This is a genomic window from Vibrio sp. MACH09, assembly GCF_033238805.1.
GTDB lineage: Bacteria > Pseudomonadota > Gammaproteobacteria > Enterobacterales > Vibrionaceae > Vibrio.
This window is the reverse complement of record NZ_BSFZ01000001.1, coordinates 1575819-1596177: the sequence shown is the minus strand read 5'-3', so window position 1 is coordinate 1596177 and position 20359 is coordinate 1575819. Positions and strand designations below refer to the sequence as shown.

Genomic DNA, 20359 nt, shown 5'->3' with positions numbered 1-20359 from the left:
ACGCTATTATGAAACGAGTCGTACTGTACGTAAAAGATAAATGTCCACACTGTAAAGATGCTCAACGTTATTTGGATGCTAATAAAATTAAGTATCGATTAACCAACGCAAAAATGCAGCGAGGAAGAAAAGAACTTGATGCCATAGGCGCTCGGTCACTACCTGTGTTGAAAATTGGTGATCAAATTATGATTGGTTGGAATACAAAAAACTTCGACCGGATCTATCAGCAAAAGTAGCCGCTACCACAGCTAATTGGACACTTACACTCTTGCCAATCTAGTTACCCATTGCTGACAGACTCGTTTATCACGTTGGCATCACTGAAAACATGCTGATAACTAACTTCTCTATTTCTCCCAGAGGCTTTCGCCTCATACAGAGCTTGGTCTGCCAATGAAAGTAACGTATCAATCATACGTTTGCTCTCTACATTGGAGCACGTTTCACAACAGAAATGACAAACACCGGCAGACAGAGTTAACCGCTTGCCTTCAATAGTGATTTCATCAATGGCAGACATCAGGCCATTAATGACGGTACGCCGAGAGTGAATATCCATATCCACCAGCCACACCACAAACTCTTCACCACCAAACCGAGCAATAAAGCCCTTATCGGCAAGGCAGTTTTTTAAGCAGAGAGCGACTTTTATTAACACCTTGTCACCCATTTGGTGGCCAAAGTTGTCATTGACCATTTTAAAATGATCAATATCAATCACTACAATGGACCCCTCTCCAGCGTTATACGCTAGGTTATCCATCTGCTTATACAATATTTCAAACAGTGAGCGACGATTAGGTATATTTGTTAACGCATCATAATTGGCTTGATACTCCAACTTTTCATTCAGCAAAACCAATTCCGTTTGTTGCTTATGTCGGAGCAACTCTGATTCAATCCAGGAACCCATCAAATAAATCAGATCGATTTCAATCGCAGTAAACTTTTTCTTTCTCACCTCTGCACTAGAGAAGTTGAGTGTTCCATAAAGGTCATCATTAAGGTAGATAGGCACACCAATGTATGACTCAAGTTTAAACTCTTTATAGGCAGGATGATTAGCAAACTCCTCACTAGTTCCGGCATTCTCTACCGCAATCGGTTTATGAGAACGGCAGGTTAGCTCGCAGTAAGTTGTCTCATAGTCAAAACTGTCACCACTGCTCATTTCTATCTCTTCCGGTACGATGCAATGTACAATCTGATACTGCTTATCAACAATTTTAGAAAAAATACCAATATCTAGCTTATATTCTTCCAATCCCAACATAATAAGTTGCAGGATTTGAATATCGAATCCTTTTTGATAGTCGCTCGTTACTTGATAAAGACGACGAATAATTTGCTCAGTTGGACTACACTCGGTCATTATTTAACTCATCTACTCATTTATTTCATATAACTAGACTCACGAGATCCAATGATGTTCGCTCCTCAATGAATAAGGGCGTCAAATCAGTAGCTTGCTCAAATGCAGATATATTCCCGTTTAACAAGCTCTTTGAGATCACCATGGTCTATTTAATAATAGACAATTTTCATAAGTCGAGAGGGTTAATTAATACTACAGCCCGTTAACTCCCTGCTAAATAGTCAATTTTACTCAGCAGATCAACAAAACAAGATTGACAAGAAGAAGCATATTCAAATGAGTTGGGTATATAATGGAAGGTACTACAGAGAGTACCGGAAAAATAATGAAGCTGACTAAACTAACCCAACCCCTTTACGATCACATCTACGCAGATATTCATGAGTTTCGTACCACTTTTGATTTACCAGTAGAAGATCTGGCCTCCATGAGTGACACCTTGGACACCTTACATACCTCTTTGATTATTGAAGAGTTAACAGAGCTGGCGCAAGCCGACAGTAAACACGAGCAAGCCGACGCCATTGTCGATAGTGTTTATGTTCTTATGGGAAGACTTGTACATCTTGGACACAAATGTGTGGATGACAACCTAGCAATTAGCTACATGATCGACATCCTACTCAATGCAGCGGAGAACTTAGCTATCGATTTTGTCCCTTGCTGGGATGAAATACACGCCAGCAATATGAGTAAAGTGTGCCGAAATTATCAAGAGTACCAAGAAACTGCAGATCATTACGCCGCACAAAATGTTAAGTTAATGGCAGTAGAAAAAGGTGATTACGTTATCGCTAAATGCGCTGAAGATTTTGTTTCAGACGGTAAAACCGTAAGAGCAGGAAAGGTATTAAAGTCAATCTATTACCGGCCGGCCAATTTATTACCGTTGGTATAAATTTAACTCGCCCCAACAGGTAGAAGAGTATTCTTCCCGCATAGAATCACAGTTCCTAGGCTTATGAGGAATAACAAAAAGGTCAGGTACGTTAACCGTGCCTGACCTTTTTCTCTATAACCAAGCTTTCTACTTGATTTTAAATTGTCGATCAATCATAAACTAACTGATCATCTTCATAACGAGTTTCTACTGGTGACACCATCAGCGCAGCTCTCTGACCTACCGCAACATTTTTGTTCGGGAACACCACCGCTTCATGATCAACTTTAGCAAACAGCAATTTATCACCGTCATGACCTAATACTTGACCATGCTCAAACTGGGTAAAGTTTTCGACGTCGTCGTTAAAGTTAAAATCAAAATCTTCATGCAATCGCTTGATTGTTTGTGTCACACGATAAGGCGTTAGTTGTGATGAAGCCAGAAACTGTAATGAATTAGAAAGTAAACCTTTGAGTGCTTGGTTAAAGTCTTCAATCACCGTAAGATCATTTTCACCTAACGGAGCAACTTTACCCAGCTCAAGAGTTAGCGCTTGAGCTGCAAAGTTTTCTGCGCTAAACCAGCTAAACGTGCTGGCTGGAGAATTTGAAAGCAAAATAGCTTCTACCTTCGCTTTTTGCATAAACTCTATTAAATCTTTACGACGAGTTTTCTGGTTTGTCACCTTTGGACTAACAGCGAATGTATAATGTTTGGATCGTCTGATAGCACAGTGTAAATCTAGGTGCCAACGTTGCGCTTCATCGCTGTTTTTAAAGAACTCACGAACAACACTTTTCAGCTCATCGGCGATATCATTCTCAACCGATTTACTGTGCTGCTTATCATCAAACAGTCTATTCAGGTTTTCATCTAGAAACCGGACATGTTGGTTAGTAGCGAGTGGATGACCTAAGATAAAAAGACAACGCTCAGTAATTTTAAAACTTCCGTCTAAAACACTGGTTACGATATGATCAACCATCTCCATTGGTGCAGTTTCATCACCGTGGATACCAGCTGATATCACAATAGATTTGGTCTCATTTGATAGCGAGTAAGGGATAACTTCAATAACTCCCCTTTTAACAACTTTTACACTTGCTCCACTGACCAACTCTAACTGCCTGGCTGGCATTTCATTTTCTAGATCCAAAGTGTCGTATAAAAAAGAGTGACGAAACAAAGGTTTTACCATGGGTGACGAACTCCACTGTTATGTCGGTTTGGTTCAATTTTACTGAAACGATAATGTTAGTCAGATCTCTATACAAAGTATGTATGCCACATCTCAATTATGCATTCCAAATGAAACTAAATTAAGCAACATATTAATAAATCCAATAGATTGCCTAATTTTTAAACTACACTGTCACACCTGCGCTCGCAAAACTGGCCATAGAGTTATAAAACTCTGCCGACGCTTTTATTAAAGGTAACGCTAATGCAGCTCCAGTTCCTTCCCCTAAGCGAAGCCCTAGATCCAGTAAAGGCGTAGCATTCATCTTTTCAAGTAATAACCTGTGACCAGACTCATCAGATTTGTGAGCAAAAATCATATACTCTCGACACGCTGGATTGATCATAGTCGCGACATAAGCAGCACTTGAAACAATAAACCCATCAATTAGCATCGCTGTTTTTCGCTCTGCCGAGGCCAAAATAGCGCCGACTATCTGTACAATCTCAAATCCACCTACTTCTGCCAGTACTTGAGTTGGCGTTAAGCCAGTACAGCGCGCTACACCATTAGATACTAACTGCAATTTCTTTTCATACTGCTCTGCAGTAATTCCCGTTCCATAACCAACACAGTTTTTTGCAGGCTCTCCAGAAAGAGCGCTTAAGATCGCGGCCGCAGAGCTGGTATTTCCTATTCCCATCTCACCAAACATTAAAAGATTGCTGCCATTTTCGATACAGTCTATCGCAAGTTTTTTGCCCAGTTCTATACCTTCTTGAACCGTAGATTCTGTCATTGCGGCTTGTTCAGCAAAATTATTCGTTCTGTTGCCTAAGCGCTGACAAACAAAGTTATCTGCACTACTTTCGACTGGAAGCAAAATACCTGCATCCACCACCTTTAACTCGATATTGTTAACTGAACAGAAGCAGTTAATTGCCGCGCCACCATTGAGAAAGTTAAGCACCATCTGCTGAGTGACCGCGCTAGGCGCTATGCTCACACCCGCGTCAGCGATGCCATGGTCTCCCGCAAAAATCAACATCGTCGGATTCGTCAACTCAACTTTAGTGACAGCGTCACTTTTATCTTGACTCTGAATCAGCGCCAGTTGAGAAGCAACCTCTTCCAGTTGACCTAACGCGCCAAGGGGCTTAGTTTTCTGATTAATTCTTTCTTCGATAGCGGAAACATATTGACGATCTAACATAACGACTCTCACTCTATAGCGCGATTGTGGCTCCAAACCAAAGCTATTTATCGCTAAGTAATTCTTATATTTGCCATAGAGTTTACTCAGCGCTAGATAAAATGGCTATAAAAATTAGTCAGTTATTTCATCTTCATTTGACTAACTCATAGTAATGCATATGATTAGTTAGCGAGTTGTCATGTCATTAAGGAGATAACATGGATCTATTTGGAGATGGAGCAAAGGTTGTTATTGCCGGTGCCAGCGGTCTCGTTGGTAATGAACTCATAACTCAATTAGTCGACCTTACAGCCGTTCACTCACTCTATGCTCTGGTTCGTAACCCACTCCCCTTAGAACATGACAAGCTTTATCAAATACAGGACAGTCAACTGCGTATTACCCAATGGGATCAGCAACATACTGCCGATTTTGGCTTTATCTGTTTAGGAACAACCAAAAAACAGGCAGGCAGCAACAAAGCGCTGGAAAGCATCGATGTCGATTTGGTATGTCAGGTCGCTCAAACCATGAAAATGATTGGTGTAAAACGCATCGCAGTCGTCTCCAGCTATGGTGCCAAAATCAATTCTCTGTCTCACTATTTACGCTGCAAAGGTAAAATGGAAAAATCCATTTTAAACATGGGGTTCGAGCGGGTTGTTTTTGTTCGTCCGGGTCCACTGGCAGGTCATCGAATTCCCGCCCGAAAAGATGAACTGGTGACAGCTAAAATACTTGCTCTATTACGCCCTCTATTAATCGGCCCACTAGCGAATATGATTCCAATAGATGCCAGCGATGTTGCGACTGCAATGCTGTATGGCACATTTAAGCCACAACACTCCGCTAAAGATAACTATGTCACAATGAATAGCCAAGAAATGCACCAACTTCTCGATAAATATCGTAGTAACACTCATTAACTCGCTCTTATTGAGCGAATTTAAAACATACAGTAACACGTTGATTGATATGCAAGCTCTGCAGTGGTCTAATGTGACTAATCCCTCGAATTTAACTCTGGTATTCACATGCTAAATGGGCAACAAGAAACATTCTTTTGGTTTGATTATGAAACCTGGGGAGTAAACCCTGCCACAGATAGACCATCACAATTTGCAGGCGTTCGTACCGACAAAGATTTCAACATCATCGGTGAACCACTGGTTATCTATTGCTTACCGCCCAGTGACTATCTTCCTTCACCAGAAGCGGCATTAATCACCGGAATTACGCCTCAAAAAACCATAATGAATGGTTTGCCCGAGCCAGAATTCATCAAACGAATACACGATGAACTTTCTGTACCCAATACAACAAATCTTGGCTATAACAATATTCGCTTTGATGATGAAGTAAGCCGTTATACCTTATACAGAAACTTTCATGATCCGTATGCTTGGAGTTGGAAAAATGGCAACTCTCGCTGGGATCTTCTTGATGTCATGCGTACCTGTTACGCACTTAGACCTGAAGGTATCAACTGGCCAACAAACGAAGAGGGATTGCCCAGCTTTAAGTTAGAGCACCTATCAAAAGCCAACGGCATAGAACATGAAAACGCTCATGATGCGATGGCCGATGTTATTGCTACGATTGAGTTGGCTAAGAAATTAAAGGCGGCCCAACCTAAGCTTTTTGATTACCTATACAGTATGAGGCACAAGAACAAACTCAATGCCCTTATTGATATTGTTAACATGACGCCTCTAGTACACGTTTCCGGTATGTTAGGTCTTTCTTGTTCAAATACTACATGGATGGTTCCTCTGGCTTGGCATCCCAGCAATAAAAATGCAGCGATAATGGTCAACCTTGCGATGGACCCTTCGCCACTGTTCGAACTAAGTGCAGAGCAACTTAAAGACCGGCTTTATACTAAGCGAGATCAGTTGGATGACGGACAACTTGCCGTTCCGGTCAAACTGGTGCACATAAACAAGTGCCCAATTTTAGCGCCAGCAAAAACATTAACAGCGGAAAATGCAGAGAAGATCGGCATAGATAGAGAACAGTGTCTTAAAAACCTAACACGACTTAGACAGCATCCAGAAATTAGAGAAAAGCTTGTTAGCTTATACGCTATGGATAGTGACTTTAAAGGTAGTGACGATGTTGACAGCCAACTCTATAGTGGCTTTTTCACTCCAGCCGACCGTGCCGCTATGGATATCATCCTAGAAACACCTGCGGAGAATTTGCCAGCGTTGCAACTGACTTATGCTGATCCTCGAATTCAACCTCTTTTATTTAGATATCGAGCGAGAAACTATCCGCATACACTCAGTGATTCAGAACAACGTCAGTGGGCTACGCATTGCCGTGATTATTTTGAGTCTAGGTTACCTGACTATATGCTCAACCTAGAAAATCTTGCTCATGAACATGAAAATGAACAAGAAAAAATGGCGATATTAAAATCGATCTACCGATATGTGGAGAAACTCGTTTCCTGATCATGGCTATAAAAATACTCAAATACACAATTTCATTAGTGATCATTCTCGCTTCCTTAGCGTTAGGAACGTTAATTCAACAGTTTCTAAGTATTAGTATTCCGGGAAGTATTATCGGTATGCTGCTACTGTTTTTTGCTATGGCAAGCGGCCTGATTCCGGCAGAGTGGGTCAAGCCAACGGCTCATGTTTTTATACGTTATATGATCGTACTTTTTATACCAATAAGTGTTGGCCTCATGGAGCATTTTGATTTGCTGATCGAGAACTCAGTGCAAATTCTAGCAAGCACAATTGGCGCATCTTTTATTATGGTACTGTTCCTTAGTTATGTGCTGGAGAGAATACTGGTAGGGAAAAAATGATCTGGCTATTTGTTACTCTTATTACGTTTTTAGTTGCGCGCTTTATTAGTCAAAAGTTGAATCACCCACTCGCTAACCCACTACTTATAAGCATAGTCATTATTATTCCGTTACTCGTAGCGCTAAACGTCCCGTACCAAGAGTATTATGCTGGCAATAAATGGCTGACTTATCTGTTACAACCAGCAGTCGTTGCATTAGCTTACCCTCTTTACGAGCAACTACCTGAAATTAAAGCAAACTGGCGTATTATTTTTCTTACTTGTGGTGTAGGAAGCGCACTGTCTATGCTAACCGCATCACTTATTGCCGTCGCCCTAGGTACCGATATTACGCTTATTGCCAGTATATTAGGAAAATCCGTCACAACACCTATCGCCATGGAAGTCTCTAGCCAGTTAGGAGGAGAACCCGCTATTGCCGCTATTATGGTGTTATTGGTAGGGGTTTTTGGTGCCATATTAGCTTACCCAATCTATAACCTTATTGGTATTACTCACCCAATTGCAAAAGGATTAACGATGGGAACCGTTTCTCACGCGCTGGGTACAGCCACCTGCTTTGAAAAAGATCCCCGTGATGCCGCCTTTAGTTCATTAGCGTTGGTTTTATGTGGCGTGATTACTTCTATTTTAGCTCCTGCTGTTTTTGCATTGGTTGTATGGCTTTCCCACTGAATGTTTCCTAATCTTCATCTTATTGCAGACAAATTTTGTTGAGCCAGCATTTTAACTCGTCAGTTACATGTTGAGCGCCAATTGCGCAAACCTTTGCTAATGTGACCTCACTCAATTTATGCAAATTGAATTATCATTGCATCAAAATACGTGACATTAAGCACAGTTTTAGATTGTTATCTCTCTAAAATAAAATTAATGCTTAACTAAGGATTTGCCATGAACTCAAGAATAGAAAGCGCGTTGAAAGATATTCCAGCTAATATCGCATCATATTTATCAACAATAATTAACGCGGATGATTTTGACGCCACCATTTCTGAGCAACAATTTAACGAGTTACTTAAACTGTCTGGTTTAGAAGATAATGAATTACGTGTTGCACTGCTGCCAATAGCCGCTGCGTTTTCATACGCTCCAATATCAGAGTTTTATGTAGGTTCCATCGTTCGTGGATTATCAGGACGACTATACTTCGGCGCGAATATGGAGCTAACCGGAGCGCAACTAGGTCAAACCGTACATGCTGAGCAAGCGGGTATTAGCCATGCTTGGATGAAAGGCGAGAAAGGTGTTAAAGACATTACCGTTAACTACAGTCCTTGTGGTCATTGTCGCCAGTTTATGAACGAACTGACTACGGCCGGTGAGATGAATGTGCAACTACCGCAAAGAGATTCAATGTCTTTACAACAATACTTACCAGAATCGTTTGGTCCGAAAGATCTTGATATTGACGCTCGTTTGATGGGAGATAACCAGCAAGAGTACTCAACCGAAGGCTGTGAACCACTATTAGCCAAAGCAATTGATGCCTTGAACATGAGTCATTCTCCGTACACCAATAACTTTAGCGGTGTAGCGTTAGAACTGGACGACGGAAGTATCTATGCTGGTGCTTATGCAGAAAATGCGGCATTCAACCCTAGTCTTCCCCCGCTACAAGTCGCATTAGTACAGATCATGGTTGCAGGTAAATCTTTCGATAAAATTAGAAGTGCTGCATTAGCAGAGTTATCTTCAGGAAAGATCAGCCATCTAGCATGCACACAATCTACATTGGATGTGATTAATCCTGACATACCTGTCAGCTATATTGCACTTTAATATAAGAGACTCCAAGGCTTTGATCTCCTCAAAGCCTTTTTCTTAACCCGAAAAGCAAACGTTTGCGTTTATGGCTAATTTCCGTATCATGCGCGAAGAATGTCTTTTATATAAGGGTTTACAATGTTTGGATCAGCAACATGTAATAGTGCCACTCGCGTTTTACTCCTCGGCTCTGGTGAACTAGGAAAAGAGGTCGCTATAGAGTGTCAACGGTTAGGATTAGAGGTTATTGCCTGTGACCGTTATGCGAATGCACCAGCAATGCAAGTCGCGCATAAAAGCTATGTTTTTGATATGTTAGATGAACAACGCTTAACTGAAATTATCGCCATTGAATCACCTCACTATATTGTTCCAGAGATAGAAGCAATTGCGACTGACACCTTGGTTAAGTTAGAAAAACAGGGACTGAAAGTCGTCCCAAATGCCAATGCCACTCGTTTAACAATGAATAGGGAAGGCATTCGAAGACTCGCGGCGGAATCTCTTTCCATCCCTACTTCACCTTATCAATTTGCCGACAGCTATAACGATTTTGTTCAAGCCATTGAACAAGTTTCAATACCTTGTGTTGTTAAACCTGTTATGAGCTCTTCAGGTAAAGGACAGAGCGTGATTAGAAGTACTGAAGAGATAGAGACTGCTTGGCAACACGCACAACAAGGTGGCAGAGCGGGAGCCGGTAAAGTTATTGTTGAAGGGTTTATAGAGTTTGACTACGAAATCACTTTACTGACGGTCCGTGCAGTAGACGGAGTCCACTTTTGCCAACCAATAGGACACCGACAAGAAGATGGTGACTATCGCGAATCATGGCAGCCACAATTAATGTCGCCACTTGCATTAGAACGCGCCAAAGAGATTGCTGAAAAAACCGTGAATGCGTTAGGGGGATATGGGCTTTTTGGAGTAGAACTGTTTATTAAAGGTGATCACGTCATTTTCAGCGAGGTCTCCCCTCGCCCTCACGACACAGGGTTAGTCACGTTAATTTCTCAGCAACTTTCAGAGTTTGCACTCCATGTCAGAGCCTTCTTAGGATTACCGGTCGGAAACATTGTTCATTATGGTCCGTCATCGTCGGCAGTCATACTGGGCAATGGTCAATCTGAAAATATTCAATTTGGCAATTTAGACAAGGCTCTCTACCAACCTGAGACACAGATAAGGTTATTTGCTAAACCCAACATTGATGGCGGGCGAAGACTGGGTGTAGCGCTTGCAAAAGCAGCATCCGTTGATGATGCAATTAAATTAGCGGTCGAATCTGCTTCTCTTGTCACCATCAAGTATTAAATGCAGAGCGCCACTTATCTCCAACGGAATAATAAGTGGCGCTGGATAAATCGCGTTTAAACAGCATTAAAGAAGTTTTTCGCTGACGATTATCGTTCTGGTGACTCAATTAGCCATACAACTTCTGCAAAACGACTCAAGCCTTTTTTGGCTATCTTAGGGTGCGAAGCATCGGCAATATCTCGATTTAGTTCTGTGATGGTATAACCATCAAACAGACGTTTAACCTCTTCAGTGGAGACATTAAAAGGTGGGCCACTAAGCTCTTCCTGCACATACTCAAGGGTAACAAGTAATATTCGCCCATTAGAACTCAACATACTTTTGATTCGCTCAGCGTACTCTTCTCTCATCTCTTTAGGTAAAGCCACTAATGACGCTCTATCATAAACAATATCAACAGGTTCTATTGGCATATTAAAAAAGTCACCAACATAAACCGACAGTTCATCAAATTGATAAAGTTGCTGATCAGCATTCAGTTGGGTCACTGTTGGCGTATAAAAATGTTCGGCGAAAAAAGAACGAACAGCAATATCACTCAACTCAATCCCAATGACCTTATTATGCTTTGTTGCTAGCCAAACAAGATCTTCTGTTTTACCGCACAAAGGTAACAGCACTTTGTCACTTATCTCTGCTTTCAGCTCACTCCAGAACTGGATAAGCAGAGGATTAACATCTTCTAAATGAAAACCAATTTGATTACTTGCCCATTTGTTGTGCCAGAACTCTCTATCTTCCATAAATCTCAACTAATAATAATTATCAATACAATGTAAATTTCTCCTAAGAGAGACCACAATGCAAGTGATATAAAGGATTTTTCTTTGTGACAAATGTCAAACCAATTGTAAATTTATGCAAATTGACTCTTGGATTTTTTATATATGCCCTAATATCTACTTTGTACGCGATAAAACGCTTAGATTGATAACCTCTCAGTTCCTTTAACACTCCGTTTTACTGAGGAAATATCTACTCTAAAGGAGTTTTAATGAGCGTAATTTTACGAACTATTCTGACTATGTTAGTGCTTAGCCGTACTCCGGCGCTAGCGGCTAATAATCCAGTATCTCAAAGCCCATCCCAGCAAAAACAAACACAAGATCAAATAAATCCAACGCTATTCAAACATAGCCTGAGCGGTTTATATAAAATTGAGTCTTTCAAAACTCATGCTATCCAACCATACAACGAGTTTGATGCTCTATATAGCCACGCAGCTATCGCACAGCAAGAGCTAGAAACGATCTGTATGAGTACTTCACTTCTATCTCAAAGTCAGGCCGTCTTTGCTGGTATCAAATCCGAGCAGCGAGCTAAAGAAAAAATCAACACCGATCTATCAGGAGAAGTAAATAAAATAACCGATTTGGCACGTGCCACTATTATTGCAGATGACGTTGCAGGTTTAGTTACTGCTTATGAAAATATAAACAAGCAAACAAAAGTGGTGGCGGTAAAGAACCGCTTTAAATCGCCAGCGGCATCTGGATACCGGGATTTAAATATTCTTGTTGAGTTACCTGAATCAAAAATTATTGCGGAAGTTCAGCTTCATTTATCTGAAATTGAAAAAGTAAAAAGTGGACCAGAGCATGATTTATATGAGGTTATTCAGAAGATAGAGCGTACTGCTCAAGCAGAAAAGCGTGACATTAACCAGTTTGAATCCACCCAAATAGCACAACTGCGTAGACAATCTGTAGAGCTATATCAACAAGCTTGGCAGCCCTACATTACCACGCACCTAGTGGCCGCCTAACAGTTAAACCGCAAAACCAATTAGCCTAAAAGTAAAAAGACCACAAATGGTGGTCTTTTTAAACGGCTACTTGTCGATTTTTATGTTCTCGACTCTGGCTTTCAATTTCTGCCCAGGGCGAAAAGTAACAACACGTCGCGCAGTAATTGGAATGTCTTCACCAGTTTTTGGATTTCGACCTGGTCTTTCGCTTTTTTCTCTTAGATCAAAATTACCAAATCCCGATAGTTTGACCTGTTCGCCACTTTCGAGAGCCTTGCGAATCTCTTCGAAAAAAACTTCAACCGTTTCCTTGGCATCCCGTTTACTATATCCAAGTTTTTCAAACAGGTTCTCAGCCAAATCGGCCTTTGTGAGCGCCATACAAACTTCCCTCAAAGCTGTGTTAAACATTGCTGCAAAATTGCAACGCCAAAACGTAAAATTAATAACCAATAACGATTATTGGCAATATCAAGTGAAGTGTATGCCAACCTTATGATTTTCGCCAATTTTTTTATTTCAAAAGTTGTTATTTTTCTTACTTATCCTCCTAAACCTTCTAATTGATGCAAATAATTATAAGGTTTTACTTACAGGATTATCAGTAAAATCAGCATATTTATCTATAAATAGGAAAATTGGGACATAAAAATCCATTATCGTAAATATGAGTGAGATATTAATTTTTTTCAATCAATTCATGATCTTGCATATGATTTTATGTTAAGTTATTGGAGTATTTTAGTTTATTCAAATATATGAATTATCTACAATGCAATATTATGCAGGTAAATACCTCTAAAAATACTCGCTCTTTGGGGGCTCATCAAGATGTCCATTTCTACGTCAGATAACCTTGCAAAGGGATACCATTCCTTCGATTATCTTTCTTGAACTGAACCTGTTGATGCCACTCTGAATCCGGCACTTTGAGGTCACCGAGTATATGAAAACAATAATTAACTTTTACCCTATTGCTACTTTTTCGCAGAGTAACGATGTCGTTACATCAATAGCCTTAAGAAAATAATGTTGATCAGAGTCTGGCTCTTTCTCGTAAAACAGATACCGTGATCTTAGCTAGGTGCAGAATAGTAAATCGATTTAGTGATGAACATCATAAACAACATAAAGTTTACCAAATTCTTACTCAATCAGTGACTAACACGACAATTGCACCTACCTATTCATAGTAGTTTATATACTGTAGTAGCCACTATTCGCTAGCTTCTAATAGTTACTACTACAACCAATATTCCACACGATTTATAGGGCTTTAAATTTATGTCAAGTAACAACTATTCGCATGCTGATACCAACAAACTTGTTAGAGAGACAAGTGCACTAATTTTGGCAGGAGGCAAAGGAACACGTCTAAAAGAATTGACAAGTAACAATGCGAAGCCTGCCGTATCATTCGGCGGAAAGTTTCGAATAATCGATTTTACACTTTCAAATTGTATTAACTCGGGCATCAGAAAAGTAGGCGTTTTAACGCAATATATGGCTCAGGACCTTATCGACCACCTACAAGCGGGTTGGCAAATTTTGTCTCCAGCAATGGGAGAAGGCGTTAATATCGTTCCAGCACAACAACGCACAGGCGATAGCTGGTACAGAGGTACTGCTGATGCAGTGTACCAAAACTTAGATCTAATCAAAAAACAGGGCTCTACCCGAGTTCTTGTTCTTGGGGGAGACCATATTTATAAAATGGACTACTCCCGTATGTTGAACTTTCATGTTGAGAACAATGCAGCGGTAACAGTAGCGTGTATTCATAAACCGATCGAAGAAGCATCTTCTTTTGGTGTTATGGGCATCAACGAAACTGGTGAAATTAAAACCTTTGTAGAAAAACCTGAAAACCCAATGTCAGACCCTAACGACCCTACTCAAGCGCTCGTCTCTATGGGTATCTATATCTTCAATACTGACCTACTTGAAGAAGAACTGGTTAATGCTTTAAAAGATCCTGAATACAATCATGACTTTGGCCACAATATCATTCCTGGACTTCTGGGAAGACATAATGTCTATGGTTACGTCTTTACCGAAGATGGCCACCCTGGAAAAACTGCGTACTGGCGCGATGTGGGTAACTTGGATGAATACTTTGCTGCGACAATGGATCTACTCTCTCCTGACCCTGAGTTAGATCTTTATTCTCATAGCTGGCCGGTAATCACTAACCAATATCAACGTCCTGGTGCCAAGTTTGTCTTTAACGATGATGGCCGCCGCGGATATGCTGTAGATTCAGTATTGTCAGCAGGTACGATTATTTCAGGTGCCAAGCTAGAACACTGTATGGTCTCCGCTAATGTGCGAGTACACAGCTACTCATCATTAAAAGATTGTATTTTGTTACCTAACTCAGATATAGGTAGAAACTGTCGCTTAACCAAAGTTATTGTTGGAGAAGATTGTTACATTCCGGATGGAACAGTGATCGGCGAAAACCTTGAAGAGGATAAGAAGAAATACACTGTAAGCGATACAGGCGTAATTCTGGTAACTTCTGAAATGTTTAAGTAAATAAACAGTAATAAAAAAGGGTTCGAAAGAACCCTTTTTACTCTCTATTATCTGACAAACATGAGGTAACTGAGTACCTCATATCAGACTAGTCTCGTAGTGCTGCTGAAAACTTATCCGCAACAGATGCAACAATGGCATCAACCGAACCTGCGATATCGGCTTCTTCTAAAGTGCGTTCTACCGACTGTAGTGTAAGAGCAATAGCTAAACTCTTCTTGCCCTCTTCTACGCCTTTACCGACATACACATCAAATAGTTTAGCATCCGTTAATAATGCACCACCGGCTGACAAACATGCCGCAACAACATCACCAGAGTGCACGCTATCATCCACAACCAACGCAATATCGCGACGGTTAGCAGGGAATTTAGATACCGCTTCAGCTTCAGGAAGAACACGTTGGTTAATGGCATCCCATTCAACTTCGAATATGATAGTTCGACCATTTAGGCCAAATGCACGCTCTAGTTCTGGGTGAACAGTACCAATAACACCTACTTCTCTTTCCGTTTCCAGACCTGCATCAACGACAATAGCCGCAGACTGACCAGGATGTAATGCTGGGTGTTTTGTTGTCTTGAAAGAGTAACTGTTTTCATTCGCCGTGAGTTCTAATACTGCTTCTAAATCCCCTTTCAGGTCAAAGAAGTCAACAGTCTTAGTTGCAATGTCCCAATGCTCTTCGCTTTGAGTTCCAGCAATAACCCCTGCAAGTATTTGCTCTTGTCGCATACCGTTTTCAGCTTGCTCATCAGGAATAAAGCGTAAACCTGATTCAAACAAACGAACACGTGGTTGTTGGCGCTTTTGGTTATGCACAACGGTATTTAACAATCCTTGCATAAGACCTAGACGCATCGCCGACATATCGGCAGAGATTGGGAACGGCAAAATCAAAGGCTCTATTTCCGGCACAAGTAATTTTTGCTGCTCTGGTTCTACAAAGCTATACGTGATCGCTTCGTGATAACCACGATCTACAAGCAAATCACGAACACGTTTTAGCGGTTGATTAACCTCTTTATGTAGGTTCATGCTCAACGCAGCAACAGGTGCTTGGTTTGGAATGTTATCGTATCCATAGATACGACCTACTTCTTCAATTAAATCTTGCTCGATAGCAATATCAAAACGCCATGCAGGAGATACCGCACTCCAGCCTTGTTCTGTTTCAGATACTTGGCAACCAAGACGAGTTAGAATTTCTACAACATCTTCAGAGCTAATTTCATGACCAAGAAGTGCATCTAACTTGCTACGACGTAGTGAAACTGTGTTCGGTTTTGGCAAGTCATCTTGAGATTCGAAACCAGCAATAGGTCCCGCTTCACCTCCACAAATCTCAACCAATAATTGAGTCGCACGCTCCATACACTCGGTTTGACGAGAGTAATCGACACCACGCTCGAAACGCATAGAGGCGTCTGTGTGCAAGCCATAGCTGCGAGCACGTCCACGAATAGCATCAGGCGCAAAGAACGCACACTCCAGTAGTACATTTTGGGTAGCACTTGTTACACCAGAACCTTCACCACCAAATACACCACCAATGGCTAAAGGTTTTTTATGGTCACAGATGATCAATGTATCGCTGTTTAACTCAGCTTCATTACCATCTAGCAAGGTGAGTTTCTCTCCTTGCTCAGCCAGACGTACCACAATTCCGCCATCAATCTTATCAAGATCAAAAGCATGCATTGGTTGGCCTTGTTCAAGCAGAACGTAGTTAGTGATATCAACAACAGGATCAATAGAGCGAATACCACAACGACGCAGCTTCTCTTGCATCCAAATAGGAGTCTCAGCCGCTACATTCACGTTTTTCACCACACGTCCTAAGTAACGAGGGCAGGCATCGGCAGCTTTCACTTCAACCGCAACCGTGTCATCAATAGAAGAAGAAACCGCATCAAAAGCTGGCGTTTTCACTTCTTCACGATTAAGAACACCAACTTCACGAGCTAAACCTCGAAGACTAAAACAGTCAGCACGGTTAGCGGTTAAATCGACATCAATCGTTACATCGTTAAGATCTAAGAACTCGCGGAAGTCAGTACCTATCTCGGCGCCGACTGGCAGCTCAAGGATACCGTCAGACTCAACATCAATACCTAGTTCAGTAAAAGAACACAACATGCCGTGAGATGGTTGACCACGTAATTTAGCTTTCTTGATTTTAAAATCACCCGGCAAAACCGCTCCAACAGTAGCAACGGCAACTTTAATACCTTGACGACAATTAGGAGCACCACAAACGATGTCAAGAAGCTCTTCTTCACCAACATCGACTTTGGTCACTCGTAGTTTATCTGCATCTGGGTGTTGACCACACTCCACCACTTGACCGACTTTTACGCCGCTAAACGTTCCAGCTACGGGTAATACGTCATCGACCTCTAGGCCAGCCATTGTGATTTGGTGTGTTAGCTCGTCTGTAGTAATCGCAGGATTAACCCACTCACGTAGCCATGATTCATTGAATTTCATTGTTCGACTACCTCGAATTACTTGAACTGTTTAAGGAAACGAAGATCGTTCTCAAAGAACGCACGAAGATCGTTAACGCCGTAGCGAAGCATTGTTAGGCGCTCTACACCCATACCAAACGCAAAGCCTGAATATTTTTCAGGATCAATGCCAACAGAGCGCAATACATTTGGATGTACCATGCCGCAGCCTAGTACTTCTAACCATTTGCCATTTTTACCTTTAACATCAACTTCCGCTGATGGTTCAGTAAATGGGAAGTAGGAAGGACGGAAACGGACTTCTAGATCTTCTTCAAAAAAGTTACAAAGGAAGTCATTAAGAATACCCTTCAACTGGGCAAAATTCACATTTTCATCCACTAACATTCCTTCAACCTGATGGAACATTGGTGTATGCGTTTGGTCATAATCGTTACGATATACACGACCTGGAGCAATAAAACGCAAAGGTGGCTGACGCTCTTCCATCGTTCTGATTTGAACACCAGAAGTATGAGTACGAAGCATTAACTTAGGATTAAAGAAAAAGGTATCGTGATCAGTACGTGCTGGATGGTCATCGGCAATATTTAAAGCATCAAAGTTATGAAAATCATCTTCAATTTCAGGGCCAGACTCTACAGTAAATCCTAGTTCACCAAAGAAACTTTCGATACGCTCGATGGTTCGAGTAACAGGGTGTAAACCACCGTTCTCAATACGACGACCTGGCAGAGTGACATCAATCGTTTCCGCAGCAAGTTTTGCTTCAAGCTCTGCGCGTTGCAATGCCTCTTTTCTCGCAGCGATTGCCTGTTGAACGACACCTTTCGCTTTGTTGATCTCTTGACCAGCAGTACGACGTTCTTCCGGTGGAAGTTTACCTAAGCTTTGAAGTTGAGCGGTTAGCTCGCCTTTCTTGCCTAGAAATTGAACTCGCACTTCGTCTAGTGCGACTAACGAATCAGCAGACTCAATCGCAAGCTGTGCGTTAGATATAATTTCTTGTAGATGTTGCATCTTTTCCTCATCTACCCAAGGGTAGTGTCCATAATTAAGGCGTTTTGCTCTTTCAAAATGGCGCTTTCATTTTGAAAGGTCAACACGCCTAGTACATAGTATTTGAATAGCTGTACATAGTAATCAAACCAAACGATATTGCCAATCTGAATATGTAGTTAAGCGTGTTATTGCTTAAAAAAACCACAATTTTTAAACAAGCTCTGGGTAAAACGCTACTTTAGAAAGGTTTTGCCTTGCTATAAGTCGATCTCCATAGCTTAAGCTTCAGAAAAACATCGGCCAATTTCCTGCATTTCAAAACTAGATAACTCGTGCTGGATAACCAGATGATGAGTTAAATGGTAGAGAAGCGAAAATGAAAAAAGGGCCACAATCATGGGCCCTTTGGTTTTTAGTGTCGTCTTTGCCGTTAAGCGAGTTGAACAGAACGAACGCAGTTTTTACCACAATCTTTTGCCTTATATACAGACTCATCAGCAAGCTTAATAAGCTCACTGAGATCTTTCATTTGTGCCGTTCTACAACTCACCCCAACACTAATACTGCCATGCCAACAATACTGATCGTACTCCATTCTAATTAACTGAATCTGGCGATGCACTTTCTGTGCTAGTTTCATGCCGTTATTAAGATCTATGTTAGGGCAAACCACAATAAACTCATCACCACCAAGCCGACATACCGTATCAACTTGCCTAAAGCCCGACTGCAATTCTTTAGCCAGTTTAATCAGTACCGAGTCTCCCGCATCATGGCCACAATTATCATTAACTTGCTTAAATTTATCAGCATCAATAATCATGCAGACCAAATCGCTATCGTTCTCCTGAGCAAAATCCCACTGCTGAGACAGCTCTTGCATAGCAAATCGTCGATTGGGTAATTGGGTTAGTACATCGGTAAAAGATTGTCGTTGTAGCTTCTCGTTTGCGAGAGAAAGTTGTTCAGTGCGCTGCCTCACCTTCTCTTCTAATGATTGATTAAGCAGGACGAGCTGTTTGTTTCGTTCTGACACTTGTTCAAACATAGCTTTTAGTGATTTCAACAGTGGGCCAACTGCTTCGTCATGTTCTCGCTCCCCCATTTCATAAGCATAGTCAGAATCAACACCTTGCTCAATTGCTGCAATCTGTCGTGCCATATTTTGGTCACTGCCTAAAATATGATAAACCAACCACTGTGCTAAGAAATCCCATAAGGATTGAGATAAATTGTCTCGGTTATCCGACACAGCCTCAGCAAACTCATTTAAGTCTCTAATGAATTTCTGGTGAGTAGCGTGATGCTCTTGAAAGTGCTGCTGCGAAATTCCAGCTCTCTTCATTAACATCTCTTCTTGGTAAAAGTGATAAGATGTATACGCTGACAACTCAACCAACACTTGCTTTGCATCCTCCAACGAAAAGTCATTTTCATTGGTAAGTTCACCATATTTATTAAGCAACTCAACTAGATAGAGATGTTGTTCATCAACCTCATCTATTCCTGTTTCAAAGCTCTTATCCCATTGAAATGACTTCATGCAGGTTACCTATGAAATGACTCTACTATGCATTTAAGTATATAATACAACGTACTGATAACACTTTAGTTTAGTCATAGAAAATAGACATGTATCCTAGTTCATATTCTGAAACTGTTAAGAATATTACCTAATTGCATTCTCTGCTTGGTTTACTGCCGATATATTGAGACAATCTAGCCCGAATCCCAATATCTTATGGTTTTATATGAAACTTTTAGTTCGCAACCTTTCTCGCGCAACAACTGAACACGAAATTCGTCTATTATTCTCCGCTCACGGTTCTGTTAAAGAGTGCACTTTAGTGCTTGATCAAGAAACCGGACAATCAAAAGGATTTGCTTTTGTTGAGATGCCAGAGAAAGATGAAGCTACTGCGGCCATCTCAGCTCTTAACTTAACCGAGGTGGCAAAAAGTAAGATTCGAGTAAAATTAGCTAACCGCTAACACTGAGGACAATAACGTCAGTAGAGGCAATTACTGACGTTACATTGTGCCACTTGCTACCTT

At 41.1% G+C, this 20359-nt stretch carries 19 protein-coding genes; 11 read left to right on the top strand and 8 right to left on the bottom strand.

The window, feature by feature from the left end; all coding sequences use genetic code 11:
• The first annotated feature begins 8 nt into the window (after positions 1-8).
• Positions 9-239: a glutaredoxin family protein gene (locus CHJ_RS07070; protein ID WP_171755069.1), complete on the top strand. Its 231-nt coding sequence runs from the start codon at positions 9-11 to the stop codon at positions 237-239.
• 44 nt (positions 240-283) lie between these two features.
• Here the strand turns inward: CHJ_RS07070 and CHJ_RS07065 are convergent, their stop codons facing one another.
• A complete protein-coding gene (locus tag CHJ_RS07065) occupies positions 284-1375 on the bottom strand; it encodes a sensor domain-containing diguanylate cyclase (RefSeq protein WP_317917288.1) in 1092 nt (363 codons plus the stop codon).
• 328 nt (positions 1376-1703) lie between these two features.
• On the opposite strand from CHJ_RS07065, the gene CHJ_RS07060 reads away from it, so the two are divergent.
• Positions 1704-2276, top strand: a complete 573-nt coding sequence (locus CHJ_RS07060) for a nucleoside triphosphate pyrophosphohydrolase family protein (RefSeq protein WP_171755082.1) — start codon at positions 1704-1706, stop codon at positions 2274-2276.
• A 151-nt stretch (positions 2277-2427) separates the two neighbouring features.
• Here the strand turns inward: CHJ_RS07060 and CHJ_RS07055 are convergent, their stop codons facing one another.
• Positions 2428-3459: a succinylglutamate desuccinylase gene (locus CHJ_RS07055; protein ID WP_317917287.1), complete on the bottom strand. Its 1032-nt coding sequence runs from the start codon at positions 3457-3459 to the stop codon at positions 2428-2430.
• 166 nt (positions 3460-3625) lie between these two features.
• Positions 3626-4654: a nicotinate-nucleotide--dimethylbenzimidazole phosphoribosyltransferase gene (gene cobT, locus CHJ_RS07050; RefSeq protein ID WP_317917286.1), complete on the bottom strand. Its 1029-nt coding sequence runs from the start codon at positions 4652-4654 to the stop codon at positions 3626-3628.
• 200 nt (positions 4655-4854) lie between these two features.
• Here cobT and CHJ_RS07045 point away from each other — a divergent pair, with 200 nt between their 5' ends.
• From CHJ_RS07045 to purT, 6 genes are all read left to right on the top strand, one after another.
• Positions 4855-5562, top strand: a complete 708-nt coding sequence (locus tag CHJ_RS07045; RefSeq protein ID WP_171755073.1) for an NAD(P)H-binding protein — start codon at positions 4855-4857, stop codon at positions 5560-5562.
• A 108-nt stretch (positions 5563-5670) separates the two neighbouring features.
• Positions 5671-7095 (top strand): exodeoxyribonuclease I, encoded by a 1425-nt coding sequence (gene sbcB / locus CHJ_RS07040; RefSeq protein WP_317917285.1) that lies wholly within the window; start codon positions 5671-5673, stop codon positions 7093-7095.
• 2 nt (positions 7096-7097) lie between these two features.
• Entirely contained in the window at positions 7098-7460 is a 363-nt protein-coding gene (locus tag CHJ_RS07035; RefSeq protein WP_171755075.1) for a CidA/LrgA family protein, read from the top strand.
• On the top strand, positions 7460-8137 hold the full coding sequence (locus CHJ_RS07030) for a CidB/LrgB family autolysis modulator (RefSeq protein ID WP_317918093.1): 678 nt from the start codon (positions 7460-7462) through the stop codon (positions 8135-8137). The genes CHJ_RS07035 and CHJ_RS07030 overlap by 1 nt, the downstream gene beginning before the upstream one ends.
• Positions 8138-8356: 219 nt before the next feature.
• Positions 8357-9244 (top strand): cytidine deaminase, encoded by an 888-nt coding sequence (gene cdd, locus CHJ_RS07025; RefSeq protein WP_317917284.1) that lies wholly within the window; start codon positions 8357-8359, stop codon positions 9242-9244.
• A gap of 123 nt (positions 9245-9367) precedes the next feature.
• Positions 9368-10543 carry a formate-dependent phosphoribosylglycinamide formyltransferase gene (gene purT, locus CHJ_RS07020; RefSeq protein ID WP_317917283.1) on the top strand — a complete coding sequence of 392 codons (1176 nt, stop codon included), beginning with the start codon at positions 9368-9370 and terminating at the stop codon, positions 10541-10543.
• Positions 10544-10632: 89 nt separating this feature from the next.
• Here purT and CHJ_RS07015 read toward each other — a convergent pair whose 3' ends face one another.
• Complete coding sequence (locus tag CHJ_RS07015; protein ID WP_317917282.1) at positions 10633-11289, bottom strand: thiopurine S-methyltransferase; 657 nt, start codon at positions 11287-11289, stop codon at positions 10633-10635.
• A 251-nt stretch (positions 11290-11540) separates the two neighbouring features.
• Here CHJ_RS07015 and CHJ_RS07010 point away from each other — a divergent pair, with 251 nt between their 5' ends.
• A complete protein-coding gene (locus tag CHJ_RS07010) occupies positions 11541-12311 on the top strand; it encodes a phosphoribosylglycinamide formyltransferase (protein WP_317917281.1) in 771 nt (256 codons plus the stop codon).
• A 66-nt stretch (positions 12312-12377) separates the two neighbouring features.
• Here CHJ_RS07010 and ihfA read toward each other — a convergent pair whose 3' ends face one another.
• A complete protein-coding gene (gene ihfA / locus CHJ_RS07005) occupies positions 12378-12674 on the bottom strand; it encodes an integration host factor subunit alpha (RefSeq protein WP_171755080.1) in 297 nt (98 codons plus the stop codon).
• Between the two features lie 903 nt (positions 12675-13577).
• Between ihfA and glgC the strand changes: the two genes are divergently transcribed.
• Positions 13578-14831, top strand: coding sequence for a glucose-1-phosphate adenylyltransferase (glgC, locus tag CHJ_RS07000; protein ID WP_171755081.1), 1254 nt, complete (start codon positions 13578-13580; stop codon positions 14829-14831).
• A gap of 88 nt (positions 14832-14919) precedes the next feature.
• Here glgC and pheT read toward each other — a convergent pair whose 3' ends face one another.
• The 3 genes from pheT to CHJ_RS06985 all read right to left on the bottom strand — a co-directional run bounded on the left by pheT (position 14920) and on the right by CHJ_RS06985 (position 19848).
• Positions 14920-17322, bottom strand: coding sequence for a phenylalanine--tRNA ligase subunit beta (gene pheT / locus CHJ_RS06995; RefSeq protein ID WP_171754608.1), 2403 nt, complete (start codon positions 17320-17322; stop codon positions 14920-14922).
• Between the two features lie 17 nt (positions 17323-17339).
• Positions 17340-18323, bottom strand: coding sequence for a phenylalanine--tRNA ligase subunit alpha (gene pheS / locus CHJ_RS06990; protein ID WP_317917280.1), 984 nt, complete (start codon positions 18321-18323; stop codon positions 17340-17342).
• 412 nt (positions 18324-18735) lie between these two features.
• The gene (locus tag CHJ_RS06985; protein WP_171754610.1) at positions 18736-19848 is read right to left on the bottom strand and encodes a GGDEF domain-containing protein; all 1113 of its coding nucleotides are present in this window, start codon (positions 19846-19848) and stop codon (positions 18736-18738) included.
• Between the two features lie 208 nt (positions 19849-20056).
• Here CHJ_RS06985 and CHJ_RS06980 point away from each other — a divergent pair, with 208 nt between their 5' ends.
• Positions 20057-20296: an RNA recognition motif domain-containing protein gene (locus CHJ_RS06980; RefSeq protein WP_171754611.1), complete on the top strand. Its 240-nt coding sequence runs from the start codon at positions 20057-20059 to the stop codon at positions 20294-20296.
• The last annotated feature ends 63 nt before the right edge of the window (positions 20297-20359 follow it).

Bases quoted from the DNA above. Each gene is read 5' to 3' on its own strand.
- CHJ_RS07070 (WP_171755069.1), top strand. From the start codon at position 9: ATGAAACGAGTCGTACTGTACGTAAAAGATAAATGTCCACACTGTAAA.
- CHJ_RS07065 (WP_317917288.1), bottom strand. From the start codon at position 1,375: ATGACCGAGTGTAGTCCAACTGAGCAAATTATTCGTCGTCTTTATCAA.
- CHJ_RS07060 (WP_171755082.1), top strand. From the start codon at position 1,704: ATGAAGCTGACTAAACTAACCCAACCCCTTTACGATCACATCTACGCA.
- CHJ_RS07055 (WP_317917287.1), bottom strand. From the start codon at position 3,459: ATGGTAAAACCTTTGTTTCGTCACTCTTTTTTATACGACACTTTGGAT.
- cobT (WP_317917286.1), bottom strand. From the start codon at position 4,654: ATGTTAGATCGTCAATATGTTTCCGCTATCGAAGAAAGAATTAATCAG.
- CHJ_RS07045 (WP_171755073.1), top strand. From the start codon at position 4,855: ATGGATCTATTTGGAGATGGAGCAAAGGTTGTTATTGCCGGTGCCAGC.
- sbcB (WP_317917285.1), top strand. From the start codon at position 5,671: ATGCTAAATGGGCAACAAGAAACATTCTTTTGGTTTGATTATGAAACC.
- CHJ_RS07035 (WP_171755075.1), top strand. From the start codon at position 7,098: ATGGCTATAAAAATACTCAAATACACAATTTCATTAGTGATCATTCTC.
- cdd (WP_317917284.1), top strand. From the start codon at position 8,357: ATGAACTCAAGAATAGAAAGCGCGTTGAAAGATATTCCAGCTAATATC.
- purT (WP_317917283.1), top strand. From the start codon at position 9,368: ATGTTTGGATCAGCAACATGTAATAGTGCCACTCGCGTTTTACTCCTC.
- CHJ_RS07015 (WP_317917282.1), bottom strand. From the start codon at position 11,289: ATGGAAGATAGAGAGTTCTGGCACAACAAATGGGCAAGTAATCAAATT.
- CHJ_RS07010 (WP_317917281.1), top strand. From the start codon at position 11,541: ATGAGCGTAATTTTACGAACTATTCTGACTATGTTAGTGCTTAGCCGT.
- ihfA (WP_171755080.1), bottom strand. From the start codon at position 12,674: ATGGCGCTCACAAAGGCCGATTTGGCTGAGAACCTGTTTGAAAAACTT.
- glgC (WP_171755081.1), top strand. From the start codon at position 13,578: ATGTCAAGTAACAACTATTCGCATGCTGATACCAACAAACTTGTTAGA.
- pheT (WP_171754608.1), bottom strand. From the start codon at position 17,322: ATGAAATTCAATGAATCATGGCTACGTGAGTGGGTTAATCCTGCGATT.
- pheS (WP_317917280.1), bottom strand. From the start codon at position 18,323: ATGCAACATCTACAAGAAATTATATCTAACGCACAGCTTGCGATTGAG.
- CHJ_RS06985 (WP_171754610.1), bottom strand. From the start codon at position 19,848: ATGAAGTCATTTCAATGGGATAAGAGCTTTGAAACAGGAATAGATGAG.
- CHJ_RS06980 (WP_171754611.1), top strand. From the start codon at position 20,057: ATGAAACTTTTAGTTCGCAACCTTTCTCGCGCAACAACTGAACACGAA.